Source organism: Hahella chejuensis KCTC 2396 (assembly GCF_000012985.1).
GTDB classification, from domain to species: Bacteria; Pseudomonadota; Gammaproteobacteria; order Pseudomonadales; family Oleiphilaceae; genus Hahella; species Hahella chejuensis.
Map to the genome: position 1 here is coordinate 4143271 of NC_007645.1, position 24804 is coordinate 4168074.

Annotated in this window: 19 protein-coding genes; 8 read left to right on the forward strand and 11 right to left on the reverse strand. The window is 54.7% G+C overall.

Annotation, left to right across the window (positions count from 1 at the left end):
• Positions 1-105 precede the first annotated feature (105 nt).
• The 6 genes from mqo to HCH_RS17905 all read right to left on the reverse strand — a co-directional run bounded on the left by mqo (position 106) and on the right by HCH_RS17905 (position 9501).
• Positions 106-1599 carry a malate dehydrogenase (quinone) gene (mqo, locus tag HCH_RS17880; RefSeq protein WP_011397790.1) on the reverse strand — a complete coding sequence of 498 codons (1494 nt, stop codon included), beginning with the start codon at positions 1597-1599 and terminating at the stop codon, positions 106-108.
• A 344-nt stretch (positions 1600-1943) separates the two neighbouring features.
• On the reverse strand, positions 1944-2711 hold the full coding sequence (locus HCH_RS17885) for a peptidylprolyl isomerase (protein WP_011397791.1): 768 nt from the start codon (positions 2709-2711) through the stop codon (positions 1944-1946).
• 89 nt (positions 2712-2800) lie between these two features.
• Positions 2801-3481, reverse strand: coding sequence for a respiratory nitrate reductase subunit gamma (gene narI / locus HCH_RS17890; protein WP_011397792.1), 681 nt, complete (start codon positions 3479-3481; stop codon positions 2801-2803).
• 11 nt (positions 3482-3492) lie between these two features.
• Entirely contained in the window at positions 3493-4227 is a 735-nt protein-coding gene (gene narJ, locus HCH_RS17895) for a nitrate reductase molybdenum cofactor assembly chaperone (RefSeq protein ID WP_011397793.1), read from the reverse strand.
• A gap of 2 nt (positions 4228-4229) precedes the next feature.
• Positions 4230-5762, reverse strand: coding sequence for a nitrate reductase subunit beta (narH, locus tag HCH_RS17900; RefSeq protein WP_011397794.1), 1533 nt, complete (start codon positions 5760-5762; stop codon positions 4230-4232).
• A 13-nt stretch (positions 5763-5775) separates the two neighbouring features.
• Complete coding sequence (locus HCH_RS17905) at positions 5776-9501, reverse strand: nitrate reductase subunit alpha (protein WP_011397795.1); 3726 nt, start codon at positions 9499-9501, stop codon at positions 5776-5778.
• A gap of 293 nt (positions 9502-9794) precedes the next feature.
• Between HCH_RS17905 and HCH_RS17910 the strand changes: the two genes are divergently transcribed.
• The 4 genes from HCH_RS17910 (at position 9795) to HCH_RS17925 (ending at position 14189) form a co-directional block, all read left to right on the forward strand.
• A complete protein-coding gene (locus tag HCH_RS17910) occupies positions 9795-11657 on the forward strand; it encodes a HAMP domain-containing protein (protein ID WP_011397796.1) in 1863 nt (620 codons plus the stop codon).
• 395 nt (positions 11658-12052) lie between these two features.
• The gene (locus tag HCH_RS33895; RefSeq protein WP_011397797.1) at positions 12053-12364 is read left to right on the forward strand and encodes a hypothetical protein; all 312 of its coding nucleotides are present in this window, start codon (positions 12053-12055) and stop codon (positions 12362-12364) included.
• A complete protein-coding gene (locus tag HCH_RS17920) occupies positions 12355-13278 on the forward strand; it encodes a hypothetical protein (protein ID WP_011397798.1) in 924 nt (307 codons plus the stop codon). Before HCH_RS33895 ends, HCH_RS17920 begins: the two co-directional genes overlap by 10 nt.
• Before the next feature lie 200 nt (positions 13279-13478).
• Positions 13479-14189, forward strand: coding sequence for a phosphoadenylyl-sulfate reductase (locus HCH_RS17925; protein WP_011397799.1), 711 nt, complete (start codon positions 13479-13481; stop codon positions 14187-14189).
• A 56-nt stretch (positions 14190-14245) separates the two neighbouring features.
• Here HCH_RS17925 and HCH_RS17930 read toward each other — a convergent pair whose 3' ends face one another.
• Entirely contained in the window at positions 14246-15298 is a 1053-nt protein-coding gene (locus HCH_RS17930; protein WP_011397800.1) for a hypothetical protein, read from the reverse strand.
• Positions 15299-15483: 185 nt separating this feature from the next.
• Between HCH_RS17930 and HCH_RS17935 the strand changes: the two genes are divergently transcribed.
• Positions 15484-16344: a cytochrome c oxidase assembly protein gene (locus HCH_RS17935; RefSeq protein ID WP_011397801.1), complete on the forward strand. Its 861-nt coding sequence runs from the start codon at positions 15484-15486 to the stop codon at positions 16342-16344.
• A gap of 31 nt (positions 16345-16375) precedes the next feature.
• Entirely contained in the window at positions 16376-16963 is a 588-nt protein-coding gene (locus tag HCH_RS17940) for an SCO family protein (protein ID WP_011397802.1), read from the forward strand.
• A 113-nt stretch (positions 16964-17076) separates the two neighbouring features.
• Here the strand turns inward: HCH_RS17940 and HCH_RS17945 are convergent, their stop codons facing one another.
• Complete coding sequence (locus tag HCH_RS17945; protein ID WP_011397803.1) at positions 17077-18693, reverse strand: MFS transporter; 1617 nt, start codon at positions 18691-18693, stop codon at positions 17077-17079.
• A gap of 404 nt (positions 18694-19097) precedes the next feature.
• On the opposite strand from HCH_RS17945, the gene narL reads away from it, so the two are divergent.
• Positions 19098-19736 carry a two-component system response regulator NarL gene (gene narL / locus HCH_RS17950; protein WP_011397804.1) on the forward strand — a complete coding sequence of 213 codons (639 nt, stop codon included), beginning with the start codon at positions 19098-19100 and terminating at the stop codon, positions 19734-19736.
• Between the two features lie 106 nt (positions 19737-19842).
• On the forward strand, positions 19843-20973 hold the full coding sequence (locus HCH_RS17955) for a hypothetical protein (RefSeq protein WP_011397805.1): 1131 nt from the start codon (positions 19843-19845) through the stop codon (positions 20971-20973).
• Between the two features lie 74 nt (positions 20974-21047).
• On the opposite strand, the gene HCH_RS17960 is transcribed toward HCH_RS17955, so the two are convergent.
• The 3 genes from HCH_RS17960 to HCH_RS17970 all read right to left on the reverse strand — a co-directional run bounded on the left by HCH_RS17960 (position 21048) and on the right by HCH_RS17970 (position 24799).
• Positions 21048-21989, reverse strand: a complete 942-nt coding sequence (locus HCH_RS17960) for a cation diffusion facilitator family transporter (protein WP_011397806.1) — start codon at positions 21987-21989, stop codon at positions 21048-21050.
• A 274-nt stretch (positions 21990-22263) separates the two neighbouring features.
• On the reverse strand, positions 22264-24042 hold the full coding sequence (locus HCH_RS32500) for a sensor histidine kinase (RefSeq protein ID WP_049780994.1): 1779 nt from the start codon (positions 24040-24042) through the stop codon (positions 22264-22266).
• A 217-nt stretch (positions 24043-24259) separates the two neighbouring features.
• Positions 24260-24799, reverse strand: coding sequence for a response regulator (locus HCH_RS17970; RefSeq protein ID WP_011397808.1), 540 nt, complete (start codon positions 24797-24799; stop codon positions 24260-24262).
• Between the last annotated feature and the right edge of the window lie 5 nt (positions 24800-24804).

Sequence of the window (24804 nt, forward strand, 5' to 3'; positions counted from 1 at the left end):
CATGCCTGAAATACGCCCATAAAAAAAGGCCGCTGCGGCGACCCTTTCATCTTGGAACTGTTTGGAACTGTTTCGGCGGCGCTTCTGCTTACCGCGCAACAGCCATTATAAACGCTTTTTATCCAGACCCAGTACAGACAGCGTTCTGGAACGCACACTGTGTAGCAACTCGGCGTTATCCACCAGCGACTCGCCGTAGGAAGGAATCATCTCCTTCAACTTGGCCGTCCAGTCTGCGCTGCTTAAACGGTCTTTGAAGCAACGTTCGATCACGTCGACCATCGCCTTCACCGCCACGGATGCGCCAGGAGAAGCGCCCAACAGCGCCGCCAGCGTACCGTCTTTGGAAGCCACCAGCTCAGTGCCGAACTCCAGCTTACCGCGGCCCTGCGCGTCCCGCTTGATAATCTGCACGCGCTGTCCGGCTTCCGCCAGCGTCCAGTCGTCTTCTTTCGCTTCAGGGAAGTAGTTCAGCAACGACTTCACCCGGTCTGAATGCGACTGCATCGCCTCTTTGATCAGGTAACGGGTCAAGTCCATGTTATTGATGCCCACAGACATGATCGGACCAAAGTTATTGGCGCGGATGGAGCCGAACAGATCGAAAGACGAGCCTGTTTTCAGGAACTTGGTGGTGAAACCGGCGTAAGGTCCGAACAGCAGCGCAGGTTCGCCGTTGATGATGCGGGTGTCCAAATGCGGCACAGACATGGGCGGCGCGCCGATGGCCGCTTTACCATACACTTTGGCGTAATGACGTTTGACGATATCCGGCTTCTTGCACACCAGCCACTGACCGCTGACCGGGAAACCGCCATAGCCGTCTCCTTCCGCGATGCCGGATTTCTGCAGCAAGGGCAGCGCGCCGCCGCCGGCGCCCAGAAAGACGAATCCAGCGTCGATGGTTTTGCTTCCGCCATTGCGACTGTCGGACAGTTGTACGTTCCAGCGCCCGTCCGACGTTTGTTTCAGGCTCTTGACCGGATGGCTCAGCAGCAATTCAAAGTTGGCGTTCTTTTGCAGATGCTCCACCATGTTGCGCGTCAGAGAGCCGAAGTCGACATCGGAGCCGTAGCGAACGCGCGTCGCCGCTACTTTCTGCATCGGATCGCGATGTTCCATGACCAGCGGCATCCAATCCTGCAACGTGCGGGGATCGTCGCTGAACTCCATGTCTTTGAACAGATGATGCGCGCTCAATAATTGGTGACGCTTGCGCAAAAACGCGATGTCCGACTCGCCCCAAACGAAGCTTTCGTGCGGACAGGTGTTGATGAATTCATCAGGGCTGGGCAATCCGCCGCGCTCCACCAGATAACTCCAGAACTGCAGCGAAACTTCGAAAGAAGCGTTAATGGCCAGCGCACGGGTGATTTCAATGTCGCCGTCGCCGGTTTCCGGGGTGTAGTTCAGCTCACAGTACCCAGCGTGGCCTGTGCCTGCGTTATTCCAGCCATATGTGCTTTCGTGGGCGACATGATCGAGTCTTTCCACCATGACGATATTTAAGGATGGGTCCAACTGCATCAGCATCGTCCCAAGGGTCGTGCTCATAACACCGCCGCCGACTAGCAGCACATCCGCCTTTTTTACAGTCATTACAATCGCGCCTTTGCAAGAAAATCAAAATCTGGTGACAAGCATTAAACCGCCGCCGATTATGGAGGATTTGGGCGAAAGGTCAAAGATAAGTGAGACCGCCCCTGGCGAGAAGCGTTTGCTTTTCTGCTCTGTCGGAGGCTATGGTTCCTGTCGCCCCGATATTGGAAGAGAACCCGAAAAGCCAAACGTACCTGGCCACGGGGTCGCAATTATACCTTAATTTAATCGCTAAACGAGCGTTTAATTGCTTACGGATAATTTATTGTGGCGGGCCCCGCTGCATCAGGGCCGGCGCCACCTGCGAGATGGATACATAACCCTTTGTATTAAAATAGGAAATACTACTGCAACAGTGGAGATCCGTCCTGCGCAAAGCGGTAACCATGAATTTCCGCCGCCTCCACCAGCCTGTGCAAATAATCCACAATCGCCCGGCGCTCCGCCAGCTCCTTCAAATAACTGCGCAGTTTTTCCTCAACGTAAGAGTATGGCGCCAGCTCGCCGGGAATGTTGCGCTTCACCCATACCACATGAACGCCATAGCGACTCTCCACAGGACTGGGTATCAAGCCATACTCATGACGAAACACCGCCGCTTCGAACTCGGCGACGGTTTGCCCCCGGGACAGTTGTCCCAATGAGCCGCCCTGATCTTTGGAGGGGCAGGCGGAAAACTTCTGCGCCAGAGAAGCGAACTGTTCAGGATTCGATTGCAGCCGTTCGATCAGCGCCTTGGCCTGCTCCAGTTTTAATGAGCGCTCCTTGACGTCGTCAGGGGCCGCCGCCAGCAGTATATGATTGGCCTCCACCAAAGGAGATGAGGAGAACTGTTCCGGGTGGCCGCGATAGAACCGCTCGCATTCCTCCGCTGTGGGCTCGCGGACAGGGGCTTCGCGTTGCAGCAGCAGATCAATGACTTCATCCTGTGACAGCCCTTCTGTTTCCATCTCCAGCGCCTGCGCGCGTTGGCGCAGCAGTTCGCTGACGATCAAGGCGCGAGCCGCCTGGTTCAAAGCGTCTTCCTGGCTTTCAGAAGGGAAATACTGCATTTCCTGAAACATCGCCGTCTCAGAGATGGCAACGCCGTTTACACTGATATCTGTGCTCATGATTATCCTCACTGACCGCTTTCATTCCGCCCCTCGCCTTTTCTTCCTTATTGAAGAAAGACTCGGGGCGGATGTGGCTTAAAAGGCGTTTATCTCGCCCGAACGACTTGATAGTTGCGGGTGAAGTAGCGCACCGGCACGCTCCATACATGCACCAACCGGCTGAACGGAAACAGCAGGAACAGGGTCATACCCAGAAAGATGTGCAGCTTATAGATCACATGTACGCCACTAATCGCCGCCGCAGCCTCCGTCGCATTGAAGGTCACCAGAGATTGCGCCCAGGTCATCAGCTTGAGCATCTCGGCGCCGTCCATATGACCAGCGGAGACGAAGATACTGAGCAGCCCCAGAATCAATTGCGCGAAAAGCAGCAGCAAGATCGCTATATCCATTTTGCTGGAGTTGGCCCGCACCCGCGGATTGGTCAGACGGCGTTTGATCAGAATAACCAGTCCGACGAAGCAGATAAGGCCGAACAACCCGCCAATTCCCATCGCCATCGCTTGTTTAAAGCTGGCTGAAATACCCAGTACATGCCACACCGCTTTGGGAGTGAGCAGACCGACAAAATGCCCCGCCAGGATAGCGATGACGCCGATATGAAACAGCATGCTGCCTATGCGCAACTGACGGCTTTCAAAAATCTGGCTGGAGCTGGTCTTCCAGGTGTACTGATCCCTGTCATAGCGGATCAGACTGCCGAGGAAGAATACCGCCAGCGCGATATAGGGATAAACGGAAAACAGAAGTGTATTGATATAGTTCATGATATTTCTCCTCAACCCAGATTGGACTGGCGCTCGGCCATCGCCGCAGGGTCCAGTAACTGCACAGGCATGACGTCGTCTTTACGCTGCCCGGCCGACGGCCGATAGCGTGCGTCGCCGCAACTGTTCATCGCGCTGTCCTGTGTAAAGGTCACCGCTTCTTCTTCCCAGATTTTATCCAGGGCTTCAGGGGTGTCGTCGCGTTCTTCCCCTTTGATCTGCTCGCGCAGTGACGCCAGATTCACGTCCACCTCGGCAAGCTCGATCAGCGCATGAACAAGCTGGGCATAGGGACTGTCGCGCTCTTCCAGACGCGCCGCCAGCAGGGCGAGAATATGCGCCACGTCTTGCAGCCATCCTCGCGCCTGTTCGCCCTGCGTCGCGGCGAACTCAAGGTAGACCGGCAGATAATCCGGCAGTTCGCGCACACTGATTTCCAACCCCGCCTCACGATATTGTTGCAGCAGGTTGACCATAGCCTGTCCACGATCCCGGGATTCGCCATGCACATGCTCAAACAGGTGCAGGGATACCGCCCGGCCGCGTTCGAACAGGCCATCGTATTCACTCTGCAAATCCAATAAGTCGCGACTGAAGAAATCGTCGACAAAATTTTCCAGACGACGCCGGGTTAAGGTTGTCAGAAGCTGGTCATCCTTAACCAAGCCTCTGACAAGCGCCGAACTTGCATACAACTCCTCGGTAGGGTAATCCAACAACCGGGATATCAACTTCAAAATGACCATGATTAATCCTCCTGCCGCACCGGAATGACTTGTCGCACCGTCGCCTGTTTACCGCCGAACAGATTCACCGGGTTGTCGCCGTCGGAGCAGCCATTGCCGAAGCTGAAGCCGCAACTGCTCTTGAGATCGTAGGCGTTCTCCGCGTATTCCCGATGGGTGGTGGGAATCACAAAACGGTCTTCATAGTTAGCCAGGGCCATAATGCGATACATGTCCTCCACCAGGGATTTGGTCAGCCCCACCTGCTCCAGCACTTTCAGGTCTTCAACCTTGTCCACGTGCCTGGCGCGCATGTAGGCCCGCATGGCGATCATACGCTCCAGCGCCCGCACTACCGGCGCTTCGTCTCCCGCCGTCAGCATGTTGGCCAGATAACGCAGGGGGATGCGCAGGCTTTTCAGATCCGGAATCTCACCGTTCATGCCCACATGGCCCTGCTCCACCGCGTTCTGGATCGGGCTAAGCGGCGGCACATACCAGACCATGGGCAAAGTGCGGTATTCCGGATGCAGCGGCAGCGCCACTTTCCAGTCAATCGCCATCTTATAGACCGGCGATTGCATGGCCGCCTCCAGCCAAGCCTGGGGAATGCCTTCCGCCCGCGCCGCTTCCTGCACTTTGGGATCATGCGGGTCGAGGAAAATATCGCATTGCGCCTGATACAGATCCTGATCCGAGGCGGTAGAGGCCGCGTCTTTGATGCGATCCGCGTCGTACAGCAGTACGCCCAGGTAACGAATGCGGCCGACGCAGGTTTCCGAACAGACCGTCGGTTGTCCGCTTTCTATGCGCGGATAACAGAAGATACATTTCTCGGACTTGCCGCTCTTCCAGTTGTAATAGATTTTTTTGTAGGGGCAGGCGGAGACGCACATTCTCCAACCCCGGCATTTGTCCTGATCAATCAGCACAATGCCGTCCTCTTCCCGCTTATAGATCGCGCCGCTGGGACAGGCAGCCACACAGGCGGGGTTCAAACAGTGTTCGCACAGGCGGGGCAGATACATCAGGAAAGTTTTCTCAAACTCGCCGTACATGTCCGCCTGCACCTGATCAAAATTTTTGTCTTTGCGACGCTTGGCGAACTCCGTCCCCAGGATTTCCTCCCAGTTGGGGCCCCATTCGATTTTCTCCATACGGCGACCATCGATCAGCGAGCGCGGACGCGCAGTAGGCTGATGCTTGCGATCCGGCGCTGTGTGCAGATACTGATAGTCGTAGTCGAAGGGTTCGTAATATTCATCAATGGTCGGCAGGTCAGGGTTGCCGAATATGTTCGCCAACACCCGGTGACGACCGCCGATGCGCGGCTTCAGGGCGCCGTCAGCGCCGCGTTTCCAGCCGCCTTTCCACTTGTCCTGATTCTCCCACTCTTTGGGATAGCCCACGCCGGGCTTACTCTCCACGTTGTTAAACCAGGCGTATTCCACCCCTTCCCGCGACGTCCACACGTTCTTACAGGTGATGGAGCAGGTGTGACAGCCGATACATTTGTCCAGATTCAGGACCATTCCGATTTGAGCGCGTACTTTCATAATTTGTCTCCAATCACTCTGTATCTAGCCAGTCAACATTGTTCATTTTGCGTACGATGACGAACTCATCGCGGTTACAGCCTACGGTGCCGTAGTAGTTAAAGCCGTAGGACTGCTGCGCGTAGCCGCCGATCATATGAGTCGGTTTCATGACCGCGCGGGTCACGGAGTTGTGAATGCCGCCCCGGGTCTGGGTCATTTCCGCTCCGGGCGTGTTGATGATCCGCTCCTGAGCGTGGTACATCATCGCCATGCCTTCCGGCACCCGCTGCGAGACCACCGCCCGCGCGGCGATGGAGCCGTTGACGTTGAACACCTCAATCCAGTCGTTGTCTTCCAGGCCGGCTTTCCTGGCGTCGGTTTCGCTCATCCACACGATGGGACCGCCCCGGGACAACGTCAGCATCAGCAGGTTGTCCGAGTAGGTGCTGTGAATGCCCCATTTCTGGTGCGGCGTGATCCAGTTAAGCAGGATCTCCTTATTGCCGTTGGGCTTGCTGTTCATCACCGGCGAGGTGGTCTTCAGGTTGATCGGCGGTTTATAGACGCACATGGTTTCGCCGAAGTCGCGCATCCATTCATGATCCTGATAGAACTGCTGACGACCGGTGATGGTGCGCCAGGGAATCAGCTCATGGACGTTGGTGTAGCCCGCGTTATAGCTCACATGCTCATCCTCCAGACCAGACCAGGTGGGCGAGGAAATGATCTTGCGGGGTTGCGCCACGATGTCGCGGAAACGGATTTTCTCTTCCTCTTTGGGCCGCGCCAGATGGGTATGATCGAGACCGGTGGCGCGCCCCAATGCTTCCCACGCCTTCACCGCCACATGGCCGTTGGTCTCCGGCGCCAGGGACAGAATCACTTCCGCCGCGTCGATGGCGCTTTCGATTCTGGGACGACCGCCGCGCGGGCTGTCTTCGTCGTGAGTCAGATTCAGTTTGGCGAGAAACGCCACTTCCTCTTTGGTATCCCAGTTGATGCCTTTGCCGCCGTTGCCCAATTTGTCCAGCAGAGGGCCGACAGAGGTGAAACGGTTGTAGGTGTTGGGGTAGTCCCGCTCCACCACAACCATATTGGGCGCTGTTTTACCGGGAATCAGGTCGCACTCGCCTTTCCACCAATGCTCGACGCCAAACGGCTGGGCGATTTCCGCCGGGGTATCATGCAGAATCGGCACAGTCACCAAGTCTTTTTCCACGCCCAGGTGGCCTTGCGCCGCCGCGGAGAACTGCTTGGCGATGCCTTTAAAGATATCCCAGTCGCTGCGCGCCTCCCATACCGGGTCCACCGCCTTTGACAGAGGATGGATAAAGGGATGCATGTCTGACGTATTCAAGTCGTCCTTTTCGTACCAGGTCGCCGTGGGCAGCACGATATCGGAATACAGGCAGGTGGTGGACATACGGAAGTCCAGCGTCACCAGCAGATCCACCTTGCCTTCCGGCGCTTCGTCGCGCCAGATCACATCCTCCGGCTTGGTTTCGCCCATTTCACCCAGGTCTTTGCCCAGCAGACCATGCTTGGTTCCCAACAGGTGGCGCAGCATGTATTCATGTCCTTTGCCGGAGGAGCCCAGCAGATTGCTGCGCCAGATAAACATGTTGCGAGGATAGTTTTGCGGGTTATCCGGGTCCTCACAGGCGAATTTCAGTTGCCCTTCTTTTATCAGTTTGATGGCGTAATCTTTCGGGTCCATGCCTTCCAACGCCGCTTCCTTGGTCAATATCAGCGGATTCATACCCAATTGGGGGGCCGACGGCAGCCAGCCCATACGCTCGGCGCGGGTGTTGTAATCAATGATGGAGGCGCTCCATTTGCCTTTATCCGCCAGGGGCGACACCACTTCCGTCATCTGCAGTTTTTCATAACGCCATTGATCAGCGTGGTTATAGAAGAAGGAGGTGCCGTTCATCTGCCGGGGCGGACGTTGCCAATCCAGCCCAAACGCCAGAGGCAGCCAGCCGCACTGAGGACGCAACTTCTCCTGCCCCACATAATGCGCCCAACCGCCGCCGCTTTGGCCGACGCAACCGCACAGCATCAGCATGTTGATCAGACCGCGGTAGTTCATGTCCATGTGATACCAGTGGTTCAGCGCGGCCCCGACGATGACCATGGAGCGACCATGGGTTTTATCCGCATTGCGGGCGAACTCGCGAGCCACGCGGATAACATCCGCCTGGGGCACGCCAGTGATTTTTTCCTGCCAGGCTGGCGTATAGGGAATATCGTCAGAATAGTCCTTGGCGCAGGCTGGGTCGTCATAGCCATTGTCGACGCCATAATTCGCCACGGTCAGATCGAATACGCAGGCCACTTTCACCGTGGAGCCGTCCGCCAACTGCACATTCTTCACAGGCACTTTGCGGATCAGCAGCTCATCGTGGTGGGTGTGCTGGAAGTAGTCATATTCATGCTCCTGCCCGCCAAAGTATGGGAATGCGACAGGCGCGACTTCATCACACAGCGATTTCAGGCTGAGAGCCAGTTTCACTTCCGCGCCGGACTTACCGTCCAGTTGCTGAATATTCCATTTGCCCTGCTCCCCCCAACGATATCCCACCGCGCCGGTAGGTGAAATCAGCTCGTTGGTAGCTTCATTAACCGCAATGGTTTTCCATTCCGGATTGTTGTCCTGTCCCAGATTGCCGGACAGATCCGAAGCGCGCAGGAAACGCCCTTGAATGTAGCGGCCTTCGTGTTCTTCCAGCATGACCAGCATGGGCATGTCGGTGTAGCGGCGCACATAGTCCGTGAAATATTCACTGGGATTATCCACGTGAAAGTCTTTCAGGATGACATGTCCGAAGGCCATAGCCAGTGCGGAGTCAGTGCCTTGCTTGGGCGCCAGCCAGGTATCGCCGAATTTGGAGCATTCGGAATAATCCGACGTGATAACGCAGGTTTTAGTCCCTTTGTAGCGCACTTCGGTCAGGAAGTGCGCGTCAGGAGTACGGGTCTGAGGCACGTTGGAGCCCCAGGCGATGATGTAATTGGAGTTGTACCAGTCCGCCGCTTCCGGCACGTCAGTCTGTTCGCCCCAGATCTGTGGAGACGCCGGCGGCAGGTCGCAATACCAATCGTAGAAGCTCAGGCAGTTGCCGCCGATCAGAGACAGATAGCGGGAGCCGGCGGCGTAGGACACCATGGACATGGCGGGAATCGGAGAAAATCCAGAGATGCGGTCTGGGCCATAACGCTTCGCCGTATAGACGTTAGCGGCGGCGATAATCTCGTTTACCTCAGTCCATGAACTGCGAACGAATCCGCCCAAGCCGCGACGTTGCTTGTAGGATTTCGCTTTGGCGGGGTCTTCGACGATGCTCTCCCAGGCGTCAACGGGATCGTCGTGCCTCTGCTTCGCTTCGCGCCACAGTTTGATCAGGCTTTGTCTGACTTTCGGGTACTTAAGCCGGTTGGCGCTGTAGATATACCAGGAATAACTGGCGCCACGGGGGCAGCCTCTAGGCTCATGATTAGGGAGGTCCGGTCGTGTGCGAGGATAATCGGTCTGCTGGGTTTCCCAGGTCACCAGACCGTCTTTAACGTAAATCTTCCAGCTACAGGAGCCGGTGCAATTCACCCCGTGCGTAGAGCGCACGATTTTGTCATGCTGCCAACGACGGCGATAACCGTCCTCCCAGCTACGATCGTCTTTGGTGGTGGCGCCGTGTCCATCCGCGAAAGTTTCTCCCTTGCGTTTGAAAAACTGCAGTCTATCCAGAAAATGGCTCATGTTGGACTCCTCATCAGAACCTGCTTCGAAGCATGGAGCACAGCGTTAGAGACAGGTCATTTTTTAATTTCAAATTCATTCTAGGAGAGCCTGGGGGACTATAATTGATGCAAATCAAAGCGGTTTTTTGAGGACGCGTCAGTATCCTCTGGCGCATACCTCTTAGGGGGTAGGGGCAAAAAATGGGTTGTTCTTATATTTCAATAAGTTATACATTGGAAGCATAGATTGATTGAGCTAACGACAGGTCTAGGTTCTTTGGTAGTACTCCCCCCTGGAAGGAGTTCGAAACGATGATTGCGCGATTCCAGAAATCATTAATCTTCCGAATGGGCGCCTTAATGATCGCCATGGTGTCACTGGCGATGATCACTATGCTGGCGTCATTCTTCATCTCCGAGTCAGCGGAAAAAGACGCGGAGGCGGTGAATATCGCCGGCTCCCTGCGCATGCAGAGCTACCGTATGCAGGCTCGGCTGCTGACCCTGGATACGCCGCCCTCAGATTTCGTAGCGGCGCTTACCCGCCAATTTGCCGAACGCATCGAAAACCCCGTGCTGGTGGCGGAAGCCATGAAAGACGACTCCTCGGAATTGCATCGACAATTCATGCAGGTTCGTGAGAGTTGGGAGAACGATGTCAGCGGCTTTATCGCCACCTACGCCCACAATCCGGACCGCCGCGTTGCGGATCAATTGGGCGAAAAGATCGACAAGTTTGTTGATGAAATAGACAACTTGGTGCAGCTCTATCAGATCCGCGCGGAGGATCGCATCGAGAACCTGCGTCTGATACAAATCAGCGCCCTGTTTCTCACCTTCGCCCTGGTCAGCTTCTCCCTGCTCATTCTCCATCATCATGTCGAGCTGCCTTTGCGCAGCCTGACGCAAAACGCACGCAAGATCGCCCGCGGCGACTTCAGCGACCGCCTGGAAGTAAAAAATGATGACGAGCTGGGCCTGCTGGCGGAGACGTTCAATCAGATGAGCGATGCGCTATCGGAGATGTACGAATCTCTGGAGACACGGGTCAAAAATAAAACCCAGGCGCTAAAGCGCAGTAACGATTCCTTGAATTTTCTCTATCATCTGGCGCGGGAAGTCAGTGAGAAAACTCATGAGAATATTGATTTTCAGGCCTGGCTGGAGGAACTCACCAGTATTACCGCCGTCGGCGGCGTTGAACTTTGCCTGAAAACTCCCGAGGCGGTGATTCCCTATGAACACATCCGCAACGACTATATGACGGAGCTGCCTTCCTCCTGTCAGCGCCAGGAATGCGAAAAGTGCATGGTGGAAAAAGCCCAGGTGTGCCGGGACAATGACGAAGTGCAGGTGCGATATCCTCTGATCAAGGAAGGCGTCCAATATGGCGTGATAGTGTGCACGCTGCGCAACAGCCAATACCTGGAAAGTTGGCAGCATCAATTATTGCAATCCTTCTCCGACCAGGTCGCCGTGGCGCTCAGTTTGAAAAATCAGGGGGATCAGGAACGTCGGGTGTCTCTGATGAACGAACGCAACGTCATCGCTCGGGAGCTACACGACTCATTGGCGCAGAGCCTCTCCTATCTAAAGATACAGGTCGCTCGCCTGACTCGCGCCTTGCAGTCAAAACAAGTGGAAGACGAACAGATCGACGGCATTACCGCAGAGCTCAAGGAAGGCATCACGTCCGCTTATCGGCAGTTGCGCGAGCTGCTCACTACATTCCGTCTGAGCATTTCCGAGAAAGGTCTGCACGCAGCCATATTGCATACCGTTGAGCAACTGACCGAGCAAAGCACGAATGTCAAAATTGTGCTGGATTATCGGGTGGAAGACATTCCCTTCTCCCCCAATGAAGAAATTCACTTGCTGCAGATCACACGGGAAGCGTTGCAAAACGCCGTGCGTCACTCTCAAGGAAATCTGGTGACAGTCTCCCTGCATTCAGACCCTAAGAAAAAAGTCACCTTAGCCATTATCGACAATGGCGTCGGCATCCCAGAAGATCCAGAGAAGCTGAATCATTACGGCCTCGCCATCATGCGCGAACGCACCCGCAATCTGCATGGCGAGCTAGCCATTCAACGCATACCGGAAGGCGGCACTGCCGTATTGTTCAGCTTTACTCCCAGCTACTTACAGGAGCGGAAAATCTCATACGCCGAATAATGTAGGAAATATCTCACACGCAATGCAGACATCGCGTCTATTCTCCCACCCCTCCCCACCCTAATATAGGTACCAAGAGGATGCGCTGACACATAAGGACATGAAGCAAGGAAGCAACAAGGACGACCAACGCCGACGGAAATAGGCATCAAGGGAAGCATCTGACACGGAAGACGCAGCATGGAACGCTGCGTCTTTTTCTTTGTGGAACACGAACGCTCGGACGCGTCGACTGAATGGAGTCAGACAACAGCAGGTAAGGACACCGGGGCTGGATGGGATGAAGGATTGAGGGATGAACAGGCGGGACGCCAGGGTGTACGAGATATCCTACAAACAATGCAGATATGTCGTCTATCCTCCCTACCAAGCCATGGCTAATATAGCCACAATGGATGCGAAAACGCGGCAGGGAAAGCCCGCAAAGGACTGCAGCAAGGATAGCAAAAGAGCCGCTGGAACCGGCAAAAGGAAGCATCAAATGGAAAAGGCGCAATATGGATATTGCGCTTTTTGTTTTTCTGGCCCCCCGCATTTTTAAACTCCCCCCGATTCTTATCTCTTCACTGATCAGCCTACACACCAATTTCTTTTCACAACTCTCTGACATGCCTGCGAAATTTTATTTTAAAAACGCTATCGTATATCCTCGCTGGCTATTATTGAAAAACCTATCAGCTATAGAAAGCCCGCCATTATGGATATGACATTCGTGGAGTTCGCCAACATTCTGGCGCAGAACCTTTTCCCAATTACCTTTAACAGCCTCGCCGCCATCATTCTGCTGCGCTACTTCCGCGGCAGCGCGCTGGTCGTCGCCTTGGCGGTATGTTTGATTGCGAGCGCATTTTATTACTTGCTATTCCCCTTCACTTTCTACTTGGATACGAGCGGCGACAGATTCATTTTCGGCTTGTATTCAGCGATTGGCGGGGGTCTTCAACAAGGAGTAATCATCACTCTCATCGGCTTTCTGCTTTTCAAAAAGGAAAGAGTGGACAGACTTAGAGACTCCACCAAGGCATTGGGTGGATTTACTCTTACACTGCTAGCCGCAGCCAGCGTCATGAGCGTATACACCAGTATTCTGGCATTCTCAGAAAAGTCCTCATTCATGTATGGCGCAAGTGACGAGCTGATCTACGTCCTGATCACTTACCTGTTCGCCACCATTTATTCACTTGTTTCACTGATGTTGATGACATACGTCCAGTGGCGGGTGATTCCTGAATCCAAACGCCCCCATTCCCCCAAATACATGGCCTGGCTGATGGCGATTCCGGTATTCAATATTTTCTGGCTGTGCAGCAGCCTCAGCCGCTGGGCGCAAACCGTCAAAGGCGCTTTGGGAGACGTCAATGCTCGCGAGGCGCAGCTGGCTGATCGGATACGCTATGTCTTCATCAGCCTGCTATGCGGCTGGCTCTTCATCACCCTGATCTCGGTAACCGTCAGATACCCGGATAAAGCGACTGTCATGTTCATGGGGCTGCTGTCACTAATCTTGCTGGGGCTAAGCATCGCCTACCTCGTATACGTGATAAAACTCATCCGCAGCCTGCACACGCTGGAGCAAAAGATTCGGCAGACCAATACGGTAGAATCATCCATCGAGAGCTAATTCATAAAGCCGCCTTCGGGCGGCTTTTATTGAAAGTACCTTCCTCGCCCTAAAGCGTCGCCGAAAAAACAACCGCCCTCTTCCCATGTGCATTAACAAAAACGCATAACAATAGAATTTTTTATTACTTTAAATTTTATGTTCGTTCCGTATCATGAATTCCGTGACTTGATGACCCGTAGTCTGGAGATGACCGATTCATGAACAGCGCGCAACTGATAACCCGCATAGGCGACAATAGCGCAGGGCTTTCTTACGAAGCTATCGCCGATTTGAACGCCTCCTATGCCCCGCTTGATTTTGAAGCGCGTATCCGTCGTCTGTATCAGGATTTCGCACCGGAAAAGGTGTTGGTGACGTCTTCGTTCGCCGCCACATCCGCTTATTTTTTGCACATCATCTCGCGCATGCGTCCCTCGCAGAAAATTCACTTTATTGATACTCAGTTCCACTTCAAGGAAACCCTGGAATACAGGGATTACCTCACCCGTTTGTACGGGTTGAATGTGGAGGATGTGAAGCCGGACAGGCATCACCATGCCTACTCGGTAAGCGAACGCCTGTGGGAAACCGACCCCGACCTGTGCTGCACCGTCAACAAGGTCCAGCCGCTGGAAGAAGTGAAAGAAAACTACGACGTTTGGGTGTCCAGCCTGATGAGCTGGCAGACCGAGCATCGCGCCGGCCTGCAGATTTTTGAAGAGCGTCGCGGCATCATCAAATTCAATCCGATGATTGACGTCACCAAAGAAGAGCGTGACGCATATATTCGCGATCATAACCTGCCCTTTCACCCGCTGGTAAGTGAAGGTTACTCTTCAATCGGCTGCGAGCACTGCACCCGTAAAGGAGAAGAACGCGCGGGACGCTGGCAGGGTAAAGAAAAGACCGAGTGTGGTCTGCACCTGTAAGCTTGATGCAAATGCGGCGGTCATACCGCCGCCCTTATCACTCGCCCCCTTCCCCTTTACGTCTTCCCCTCCAACAGACTCTTTTGCATAGCCACAAGCTTTTCCATTTCGCTTTCTGAAGCGCTCAATATAAAAGACTCAAATGCGTTTTTATCCATAAAGCTATGTCGGACCTGTTGCATCAACGCCCCCAGTTCGGTTCCGGTCAAACCGGACAGACTGCTGACTAACTCGCCATTGAATTTGCGCTTGATCTCGCGCTGTCGGGACAGATCCGCCTCAGCGACCCGCCATTCGGCTTCCGCTTCTGGAAACGCGGCGAAGATCTGCGGCAACCAGGCGGCTTTGCACGCTGGCCAGTCTTTAAAGTCGTCACCCGCATAAGCCTCACGCAGCCATTTGAGGAAGCCCGTATAAGTCGGTCGCTTGGCGTCGCGGACGCGAGCGTTGTGACTGCGGTTTTCCAGCAAATAAATGTCCTTGTCGAAGTATTTGGAGGCTGAGATAAACTGATATAACTGAATCAGGTCGTCAAAGCCCTGCCTCCAGCGAGCGATATCAAACCCCAAAAAGCGGACGGCCTTGTCGAAATCCCGGGTAACCAGCACTTCGGTAAACAAGTAATCTCCTTCCCGGAACGGCAGCCACAAACCATTATGACCGAACTTCATTCCCATTTTGTGGGCGACGCGCCCAATCAGGTTGCCGGCGTCATTCCAGGAAAAGTAGCTTAATGCGAAATCAAACTGAGACGCAGGCGTATACAGCAGATCCACCTGAAACACGCCCCCCTGCTCCAATGGAGCACCGAAACTGGCCACGCCGCCATTGGCGATAAACGGCAGCGGTTGACCACCCCCCAATACGTTACCCAGTAACTCCGACATTGATGCATTGCCAAAATCACGTTTAACGGAGTCGCTGACCACCATATCAATGTCGCCGTAGGTCTCTTTGTTCCGATAAGCTGTGACTATCTCGGCGCGTACCGGCGCGCCGTCATTACTCTGCAAGGCCTGTATAGCTCTGCGAGCCTTCTCGCCAATACGTAAAGCCTCCGCAGCAGACAAGCGCTGTGCGCCATGATCTTTCAATGCATTACCGCCCAAAACTCACTCCTGTCATATAGATCGTTATTTCGCCGGCGCGTACCGTATTTTTCACCGCGCGGCGGTTATTGTCATTTCTCGCGGCGACTGGTAAAACAAGAACTCTGTCGAACAGATCTGAATAACAATAACTTAAATCACCACCGCCCTCACGTTAACGCGGTAGTGTAACGGAAAGGTCGCTCATGCCCGAAAGTGCTCCGACATGGATTACCGTTCTCGCGCCCTGGGAGTTTTATCCCTCTGTCGCCCTGATGTCCCTGCTCGCAATCACGCTGTACCTATGCGGCTTGCGCAGACTCCGGGAGTCAGGCCGACCCATCGGCTTCGCCCGCTCTCTGTCATTCTTCGTCGGCGTAGCGATCACTTACGCCGTTCTACACACAAAATTTGATTATTACGCCCAGTATCTGTTTTTTGCTCATCGCCTGCAGCATCTGGTCCTGCACCATCTGGGGCCTTTCTTCATCGCATTGGCTGCGCCTTGGTCGGTGCTGGCGGCGGGCTTGCCGCAACGCCTGCGAGACATCAACTATAGAGCCCTTCCCGGCGCCGGGCTTATTGTATGGAGCTACCGAGTACTGCAGTTTCCTCCCTTGGCCGCCTTTTTGTTCGTCGGCATCATCTTTTTCTGGTTGACGCCGTCCATACACTTTTACGCCATGCTGGATCTGAAGCTGTATCACCTGATGAACTGGAGCATGTTTCTGGATGGCCTGCTGTTCTGGTGGCTGATTCTTAATCCTTCGCCCCAGCAAGGCCCTTCTTTCGGCTGGCGCATCATCATTTTATTAGCCATTATGGTGCCCCAGATTCTGCTGGGCGCATATATTACGCTGTCGGAGTCCACCCTGTACGACATCTACGCCATCTGCGGGCGGGCCTTTCCTATTGCGCCGGAAGCGGACCAAATGGTGGGCGGCGTCGTCACCTGGATTCCTCCCGCCATGATGAGCGCCATCGCCATTTTGGTGATGTTATCCTATATCCGACGCCAGGATTTGGTGGGCGCACGTCCCTCTGGCGCGCTCAGCAGCGCCGCTTGAGTTTTTCAGTGACTGTTAAGGAGATCCCTTCGTGACGGCGATACGCCTCGTTTTTATCGCAATAGTAATGACGCTCACCAGCGCTTGTAGTCAGGAACCATTGGAGTGGTCAGGAACCGATATCAGCGGCATGCTGCCGGAGCTGAAGTTTTCGCTACAAAGCGAGAACGCGGCCTCCGTGTCGGAGAAAGACTTCGAAGGTAAGTACAATATTCTGTTTTTCGGCTACACCTATTGTCCGGATATCTGCCCCACTACACTGGCCAGATTGAAGTCGGCATTGAGCAAACTGGAAGCCTCCGAACAACAGCGCATCAATATTCTGTTCGTCAGCGTCGACCCAAAAAGAGATGCGCCTGAACAACTCAAAGCTTATACCGACGCCTTCGGGCCAGAGTTTGTCGGCCTTACTGGCGATATGGACGCCCTACAGTCCATCACCAAGCGTTACCGCGTGGCGTTCGGCTATGGTAACCCCGATGAAGCCGGCAATTATGACGTCTCGCACAGCTCCGCCGCCTTCGTATTCGACGCGAACGGCAAGGCCCGCCTGTTGCTGCGGGACGATCTCAGCGCCGACATGATCGCCAAGGATCTGGACCAGCTTCTTAAAAGCTGACGTTTCGCTCCCCCCAATAAAAAAGCGCGCCCTAAGGCGCGCCAAGGTAAAGGTTCCGTCCCAGCTGCGTGAACGATGGGACGAAACTCCACTCCGCAGGAGTGTCTCGGGAATCAAGGGTTATAAAACTCAGCGCCTTTACGCAGATAGAAGAACCAGTTCACCAGAACGCATACCGCATAGAACACCGCAAAACCGATCAGCGCGTATTCCGGCGTGGCGGCTTTGATTTGCTCGCCAAACACCTGGGGAATGTAGAAAGCGCCGTAGGCAGCCACCGCTGAGGTCCAGCCAAGCACAGGGCCCGCCTGCTCCTTCGGGAACACCATGGCGATGGTGCGGAAAGTGGAGCCGTTGCCGATGCCGGACGCCGCGAACAAAGCCAGGAACAAGATGAAGAAAGGCGCAAAGTACTCTTCAGGGGTTGCGGAGTTATAGGCCGCGCTCATGTAATAGGCTACCGCCAGGGCGCACACCACCATCACCAGTGAACAGATCTGAGTGACCAGCGCACCACCGAATTTATCGGAAATCCAACCGCCCACCGGACGAATCAACGCGCCGATAAAAGGCCCCATCCAGGCGTACATCAGTGCGCTGGGACCATTGGGATTAACGGTGTTGTGCGTCATTACTCCATCCACCATCACATGGCTGTAGCCGAAGATGACCTTGATCGCCAATGGGAACGCCGCTGCGTAACCGATGAAGCTGCCGAAGGTCATGGTGTATATGACGCTCATCACCCAAGTGTGCCGATTGCCGAAAATACGATACTGACGATTAAGACTGCTGCGGATCTGGCCCGGCAACAGCTTCAGCAGGAAGACCGTTGCGGCGATAACACCCACCAGCACCAGTTCTTTGGGAACGCCCCATCCTGCGCCATTGGCGGATTCTGGCAACATCAGCCAAAGTCCGACGACGGAAGTCAGGAAGCCGATCAACAGCATGAAGGTGATCTTGGAAAAGGCGCTTATTGGTCCGCCAATATCCGGCGAAACCTCATCGGTGCGAATGTTGTTCATGCCGAACCAACCGGCGAACGCCAGTGGAACCAGGAACAGCAGCCAGACGAAGCCGGAGTTTTGAATCCAGGTTTCGGAACCCGCCGGAATCTTTCCGATCAACGTGCCTGACGGATTCACCAGCGTCATAGGATCGCCGCCCACTGCGCCAAACGCGCCGAATGTCATAAACAGCGGCACCAGAATCTGCATGCTGGTGACGCCAAAGTTGCCGAGACCCGCATTCAGGCCTAGCGCCAATCCCTGCTGCTTCTTGGGAAAGAAAAAGCTGATGTTGGACATGGAGGAAGCAAAGTTGCCGCCGCCCAGGCCGGAGAGTAACGCCAGTATCTGGAAGACCCATAAAGGCGTCTCTTTACTCTGCAAGGCGATGCCTGTTCCAACCGCAGGAATCATCAGCAGCGCCGTCGTAAAGAAAATCGTGTTGCGACCGCCGCACAGGCGGATGAAAAAGCTGCTGGGGATGCGCAGCGTGGCGCCGGTCAAACCGGAAATCGCCATCAATGTGAACAATTCCGACGCCTGAAACGGAAAGCCCAGATTCAACATCTGTACTGTGATAACGCCCCAGTACAACCATACGGCGAAGCCGCACAGCAAACTCGGAATGGAAATCCACAAATTCCGATTTGCTACTTTCTTACCTGTCTTTTGCCAGAACCCACTGTCCTCCGGATTCCAGCCAGCAGTGATGTCCGCCATATGCCTTACCTCTGCGTTGGGCCTGAAAAATAATCTTCGGCTCAACTATCTTTATAAATGTATGGGGCGACAATGCTCCGGAGGGGGTAGCGCTTAATGTGGGGGCTACGCGGGTGAGTTACTCAAAAGTGACTTTAAACGTTTCCGCTATCCCCTCTATTTTCATAGACTTACACAGATATCCGAGAATTTGCTAAAGTCTTCCAATACCCACAATGGGGTAGACGAATCCGGCGCAAAAGCGGTATGTCCTCGGTATGCGCAGCTCAAGATCATCGTTGGCAAACCTGATATGGATCAAGTCCCTATCGCGCCATCGAAGGGGCAGCCCTGAGTTCATGGTATGCTGAAAAACGCCAGGCTGTGCTGGACGTATATGAAAAGAATGACAAGGTGAAGCTGAGATGAGCGAAAAAGCAACGATTATGATGGTGGACGACCATCCCCTGTTTCGTAAAGGCATCCGCCAGTTGATTGAGTTGGAGGAAGAACTGGATATCGTCGCCGAAGCCAAAAACGGCGAGGAAGGCCTTAGCAAGGCGAAAGAACTGGAGCCGGACCTGATTCTGCTGGATCTCAACATGCAGGGTATGGACGGCCTGGATACGTTACGCGCCATTCGCGCCGCCGGCGTGGACTCTCGCATCATCATGCTGACGGTGTCCGATAACGAAGCGGATGTGGTGAACTGTTTCCGCGCCGGCGCCGACGGCTATCTGCTGAAGGACATGGAGCCGGAAGACATTCTGGAAAAAATCAAACAGGTTACGCTTGGCAAAATGGCGATCAGCGAACGCCTGACGGAAATCCTCGCCTCCGCCCTGCGCAAACCCGTTGAAGCCGCCGATCCTTCCGCGTCTCTGACCAGTCGTGAATATGAGATTCTCACCCGCATTGCGCAAGGTCACAGCAATAAAGTCATCGCCCGGGATCTGAATATCTCCGACGGCACCGTGAAAGTCCACGTGAAGCACATTCTCAAAAAGATGGGCATGCGCTCACGGGTGGAAGCGGCGGTATGGCTGGTGAATCGCAAGGGATGAGATAAGGCGTGAGATGACGCGCGCCACTCGTTTGAGTGATGTCCGCCCTTGGGTAATCGAAGACAATTTTCCTTCCAACAACAATAAATCATGAGGAAGGAAATCCATGAATCGTTACAACTGGCGCGCCGCGCTCGCCGCCGCCATCCTGCCGCCGTTATTAAGCGGATGCCTGGAAAAACAGACTATCGTCGCCATTCCCGATGCGGAAAATATTCTATTCACCTCCGATGGCCAATTATTGGTCACAGGAGGCAAAGGCATATACCGCATCGACGCCCGGACGAACGCCAATGGCGAGACCGCCTACGTCCCCACGGAGCTGTCTCCCCCGGAACTGAACAGCTGCAACTACACGGGTATGGCGCAGCTTGGCGACTGGGTGCTGACCTCCTGCGTGGAGACGCGCTGGCTGGTCATTCGCAACAATCACCTGTTGGCCGCCAATCTGGCTCGCCCTGACTATCGCTTCGAATTCGTTACACGCCGCGATGATACGCAAGATCCATTCGACGCGCTGGCGATTCCTAACGGCGTCGCTTTCGCTCCCGACGGCGCGCTGTTGGTGGCGGACGAAAACTTCTTCGCCACATCCGGCCTGACGCGCATTACGCTGGCGTTTCCTGAAGCCGGCTCTGTCGAGTCGCCGCACATAACAGGATTTCAGCGGGACTGGATCGCAGGCGGGCGCGGACTTGGCTCACCCAATGGCGTCAGAGTGGTGGGCGATCAGCTTTTCGTCAGCGATGGCGACAGCGTGAAGCGCTTCCAGTTTGACGCCGACGGCGACATCCCCGCCCTGGTTACTGACAGCGACGGCGCCTACCAGACCAACCTGGGCGTCACCCTATGGCGGAAGCCCGGAGCGATCGTGGACGACATCATGCCTTACTGTGGCGGCGTCGCCTTGACCAGCTTTCTCAGTGGTCGCCTGCATTACGTGGCGTCATACACCGATCCCGCCACTGGCCGTGAATACTTTCCAGAATTGTACGCCACCCCCTGGTTCGCCTTTGAAAACCCCAGCGCCCTGGCGATCGGCCAAGGCCCAATGTTTGACGGCGGGGATTTGCTGATTACGGAGAAAGGGATCTTATTTGAAGGCAAGTCGAGTTACGGCAACAAGCTGACCCGCTCCCCTCTGACACTGAATCTGCACGACCCCGACGCCTGTCTGCTGATACAGGAAGAAGCCAGAAACAAGCTGATCCAGCAAGGCGTCATAGCGGACACTTAAAGGGACGGCGACAGACAGGGTAGATATAGAAAAACAGCGGAGCCATGTGGGTCCGCTGTCAATAGCGGATGGGGTTACACGTCGACGGCGGGGGTTACCGCCGCCGCCTTTGTGCGACGGCTTTCCGCCTCCACGAAAATGCGTTTGCACTCAGGGAAAGAGGATTTGATCTGCTCATCCAGAGCGGCGATGCAGGTTTCAATCTCGCCGGCGGAAATACTGTCCTTGAAGTCCACGGAGAGATTCACCAATACGAAGTCAGGCCCCATATGCATGGTGAGCACTTCGTTGACATGCTCCACGCCGGGGATAGCGCAGGTCATTTCCCGAATGGCTTTCACTACCTTCTTACTGGCGCTTTCGCCGATCAACAGCCCTTTGGTCTCCACCGCCAGCCACAACGCCGTCAAGCCAAGAATACAGCCGATGATGACCGAGGCGACGCCGTCGTATACCGGATTCCCGGTCACCTGCCCCATGATAATGCCGCCCAGCGCCACCAGAAGACCCAGCATGGCGGCGGCGTCTTCAAACAGTACGACGAACAGGGAGGGGTCTTTGCCCCGTTGCACAGCCTCGAAGTATCCCATCCGCCCCTTGGCGTTGCGGAACTCTTTGACCGCCATACCGAAAGCGAAGCCCTCAAAAATAATCGCCAGGGACAACACGATGTAGTTAACCACTGGGTTTTCCACCACTTGCGGGTGCAGAATGTGCTCCACGCCTTCGTAAATGGATATGCCCGCGCCCAGAGCGAAGATCAGGATCGCGACGATGAAGGACCAGAAGTAGATTTCCTTGCCGTGCCCAAACGGGAAATCTTCCGAAGCGGGACGCTGGGAGCGTTTCATCCCGTGCAGCAACAATACCTGGTTACCCGTGTCCACCACGGAGTGAACGCCTTCGGAAAACATGGCCGAGCTGCCGGTGAAGGCCGCCGCCGCAAATTTGGTGAGTGCGACCAGCGCGTTGCCGACCAAGGCCGCATAAATCACTTTTTTAGAACCTGACGCCATGCGTTCGGATCTCCTTTTCTTTATCTGTCGGTGTTGATTAGTCTATCTGTGCTTATTTGTTAAGCCACGAGAGTGTTTCGAGTTTTCATGCGTCGCACGGGTCGCACGAAAACAGAGCAGGTCCGCCTTTACGCGACCCTCCCTGATATTTCTTTTTCTTGGATTAGGAAAGCGACATAACGAATGAGTTTCCCGCTTTCTCATGAAGCATGGGATTCTAAGGAAATTTGTGGTGTGACAATAGGCCTAATTTATTCTATGAGGGCATCTTCACTCAGGCGGCGGAAGAAGGACGCTCAGGCTGCGCTTTGCGTTGGGCGATCGGCAGCTTGATGATAAACGTCGATCCCACGCCTGGGCGGCTCTCCACTTTGATGTCGCCGCGATGCTTATTGACGATGATGTCGTAGGAGATATTCAACCCCAGCCCGGTGCCTTTCCCCACCGGCTTGGTTGTGAAAAACGGATCGAATATCTTGCAGACGATCTCCTGTGGAATGCCGCAGCCGGTATCGGACACTTCCGCATACACCCATTCCAGATCGCTATGGGTGCGGATGCGCACCTTGCCGTGACGTTGGGTTTCTTTGATGGCGTGACTGGCGTTGACCAGAATATTGGAGATCACTTGGTTGATCTGTCCTTGATTGCCGCAGGTCAGCTCGGTGTTCTGTAAATCGGTTTCCACATCGCAGTCATACTTCAGTTCGTTCCAGACCAGTTTAAGCGTGCTGGTGATGACATCGTTGATATTGAAGTCCAGGTGCACATCGCCCTGATCCACCCGGGAATAGTTCTTCAGGTTCTCGACGATTTCCTGCACCCGACGGCTGCCCTCCAGGCAATCCTGCAGCATCTCAGGCAGATCATCTTTCAGAAACTCGTAGTCAATTTCCTTTTTCACTCTGTCCAGTTCCGCCGCAATCTCCACGGTCAGTTGGTCATGATGGGCCTCTACCACCTGGAACAACTTATCGAAATCTGAATAGTATTCTTTCAATCGATTGATGTTACTGGCGACATAACCAATGGGGTTGTTGATCTCATGAGCGACCCCCGCCGCCAGTTGCCCCAGGGAGGCCAGTTTTTCCTGTTGCACCATCTGCGACTGGGTCATCTGCAACGACTCCAGCGACTCCTGCAGGCTGGCGTTGGCGCGTTTCAACTCCCAGGTGCGCTCCTGAATGCGGTTCTCCAGTTCTTCATTTAATTTGCTTACATGTTGCGAACGTTGCGACAGCTCCGACGCCACTGCGGTAAACGCCTGCATTACCTGGGCGAAGGCGCGGATGAAATCCCCCATCTCATCTTCCCGGTGCGTGTCGATGTCATTCTGCTGCAACAGTTTTCCCAGATCCGGCAGGGCGTTGTCATTACGGTCGCCCTGCTCCATTTCGCGGCGGTATTTGTCCAGACTGCCGCCCAGGCTAACCGCCAATTGATGCATACCTAAAAAGGGTCGGCTGAACCAGTGGCTGAAGATGTAGAAAAGCGCCAGCAGGTACAGGAATAAAAAACCCAGCAATGCCAGAACGAAACTGGCGGTTTGCTCTTCCAGTTTGGCTTGCACGGGGTGGTCGCTGAAATACAGATAGGCGTGGCCGATGACCGAACTTTCCCACACCACCTCGCGCTCTTTACGAAACACATAGCGATCAGGTTCAGGCTCCAGCACGTCCAGACTGGGAGAGCGCTGGCGCACTTCCTCAATGCCGCCGATATTGCCGGTAAAGAAGCTGCCGCCGTTCTGGACAGCGTCGTAAACCTCAAAGATGACGGCGCTGACGACGGGGTCTTTGGCCAGGGATTTAGCGAACTGATTGCTTTTACTCAGGTCAAAATCCCACATATTCTGGGCGTTCGCCTGCACGGCGATTTCCATAAGGTAATCGGCGCGGGCGTAGAAGTCTTCATACACCTGTTTTTTCAGGTTGGACAGGGTGTAAAAGGCGAAGCCTCCGTAAAACAGCAACAACGCCCCGGCGATAGCGACCATCAAGCGCCGGGTAAATCTTAATCTGCGAAAATAGCCCGCCTTCAACACTATATCCATGCCCTAGTTATCCATACGACTTTTACTTCTCCCTCATCATGAGGACGTCGCGCGGCCGGGTTTTGTTCGGCGTTCCCGTGTTGGGCCGCTTTATTTTATTAATCAGGCAGACAAATAGCTTCCTTCTATTTGTCTGCAACGACTGGGCCTGCACATGTCAGGCCCAGTCTCCCGCGGCTTGCCGCCGCGCAGGCGTCACTCGCCAGCGACTCTGACGTTAAAGTTCGTCGAAGTCTTCATCTATCAGATCAATACTGCCATCCTCATTCCAGCTCACCTGGGTTATTCCCGGTGTGGCGGCCTCCAGCCGCTGCAGTTCCTCCAACTGCTTCTTCAACGCCCCCTCCTGTTTGCGCACCAACTCCAGCAGACGTCGGTTCTCACGCACCAGCGCGTTATGCTCCAGGGCGTTCTCCAACGTCATCAACAGATCCTCGTCAGACCAGGGCTTGGAGATAAAACGATAAATTTCCGCGTCGTTGATAGCGGACGTCACGCCGTCGATATCCGCCTGGCCGCTCAGCAGAATACGCAACGCCTCCGGGCGCACATCTTTGAGCGAGTTGAGCAGTTCCACACCGTTCATTTCCGGCATCCTGTAGTCGGAAATCACCAGATCCACCGGCTCTTTCTTCAGTGCGTCGATAGCCTCATAGGGGTCGCTGAAGATCAAAACTTTCCAGGGCTTCTTGCGTAATATCCGCTGAATGGCGCGCAGCACGTTTTCTTCATCATCGATAATCGCCAATGTAGCCATACAGA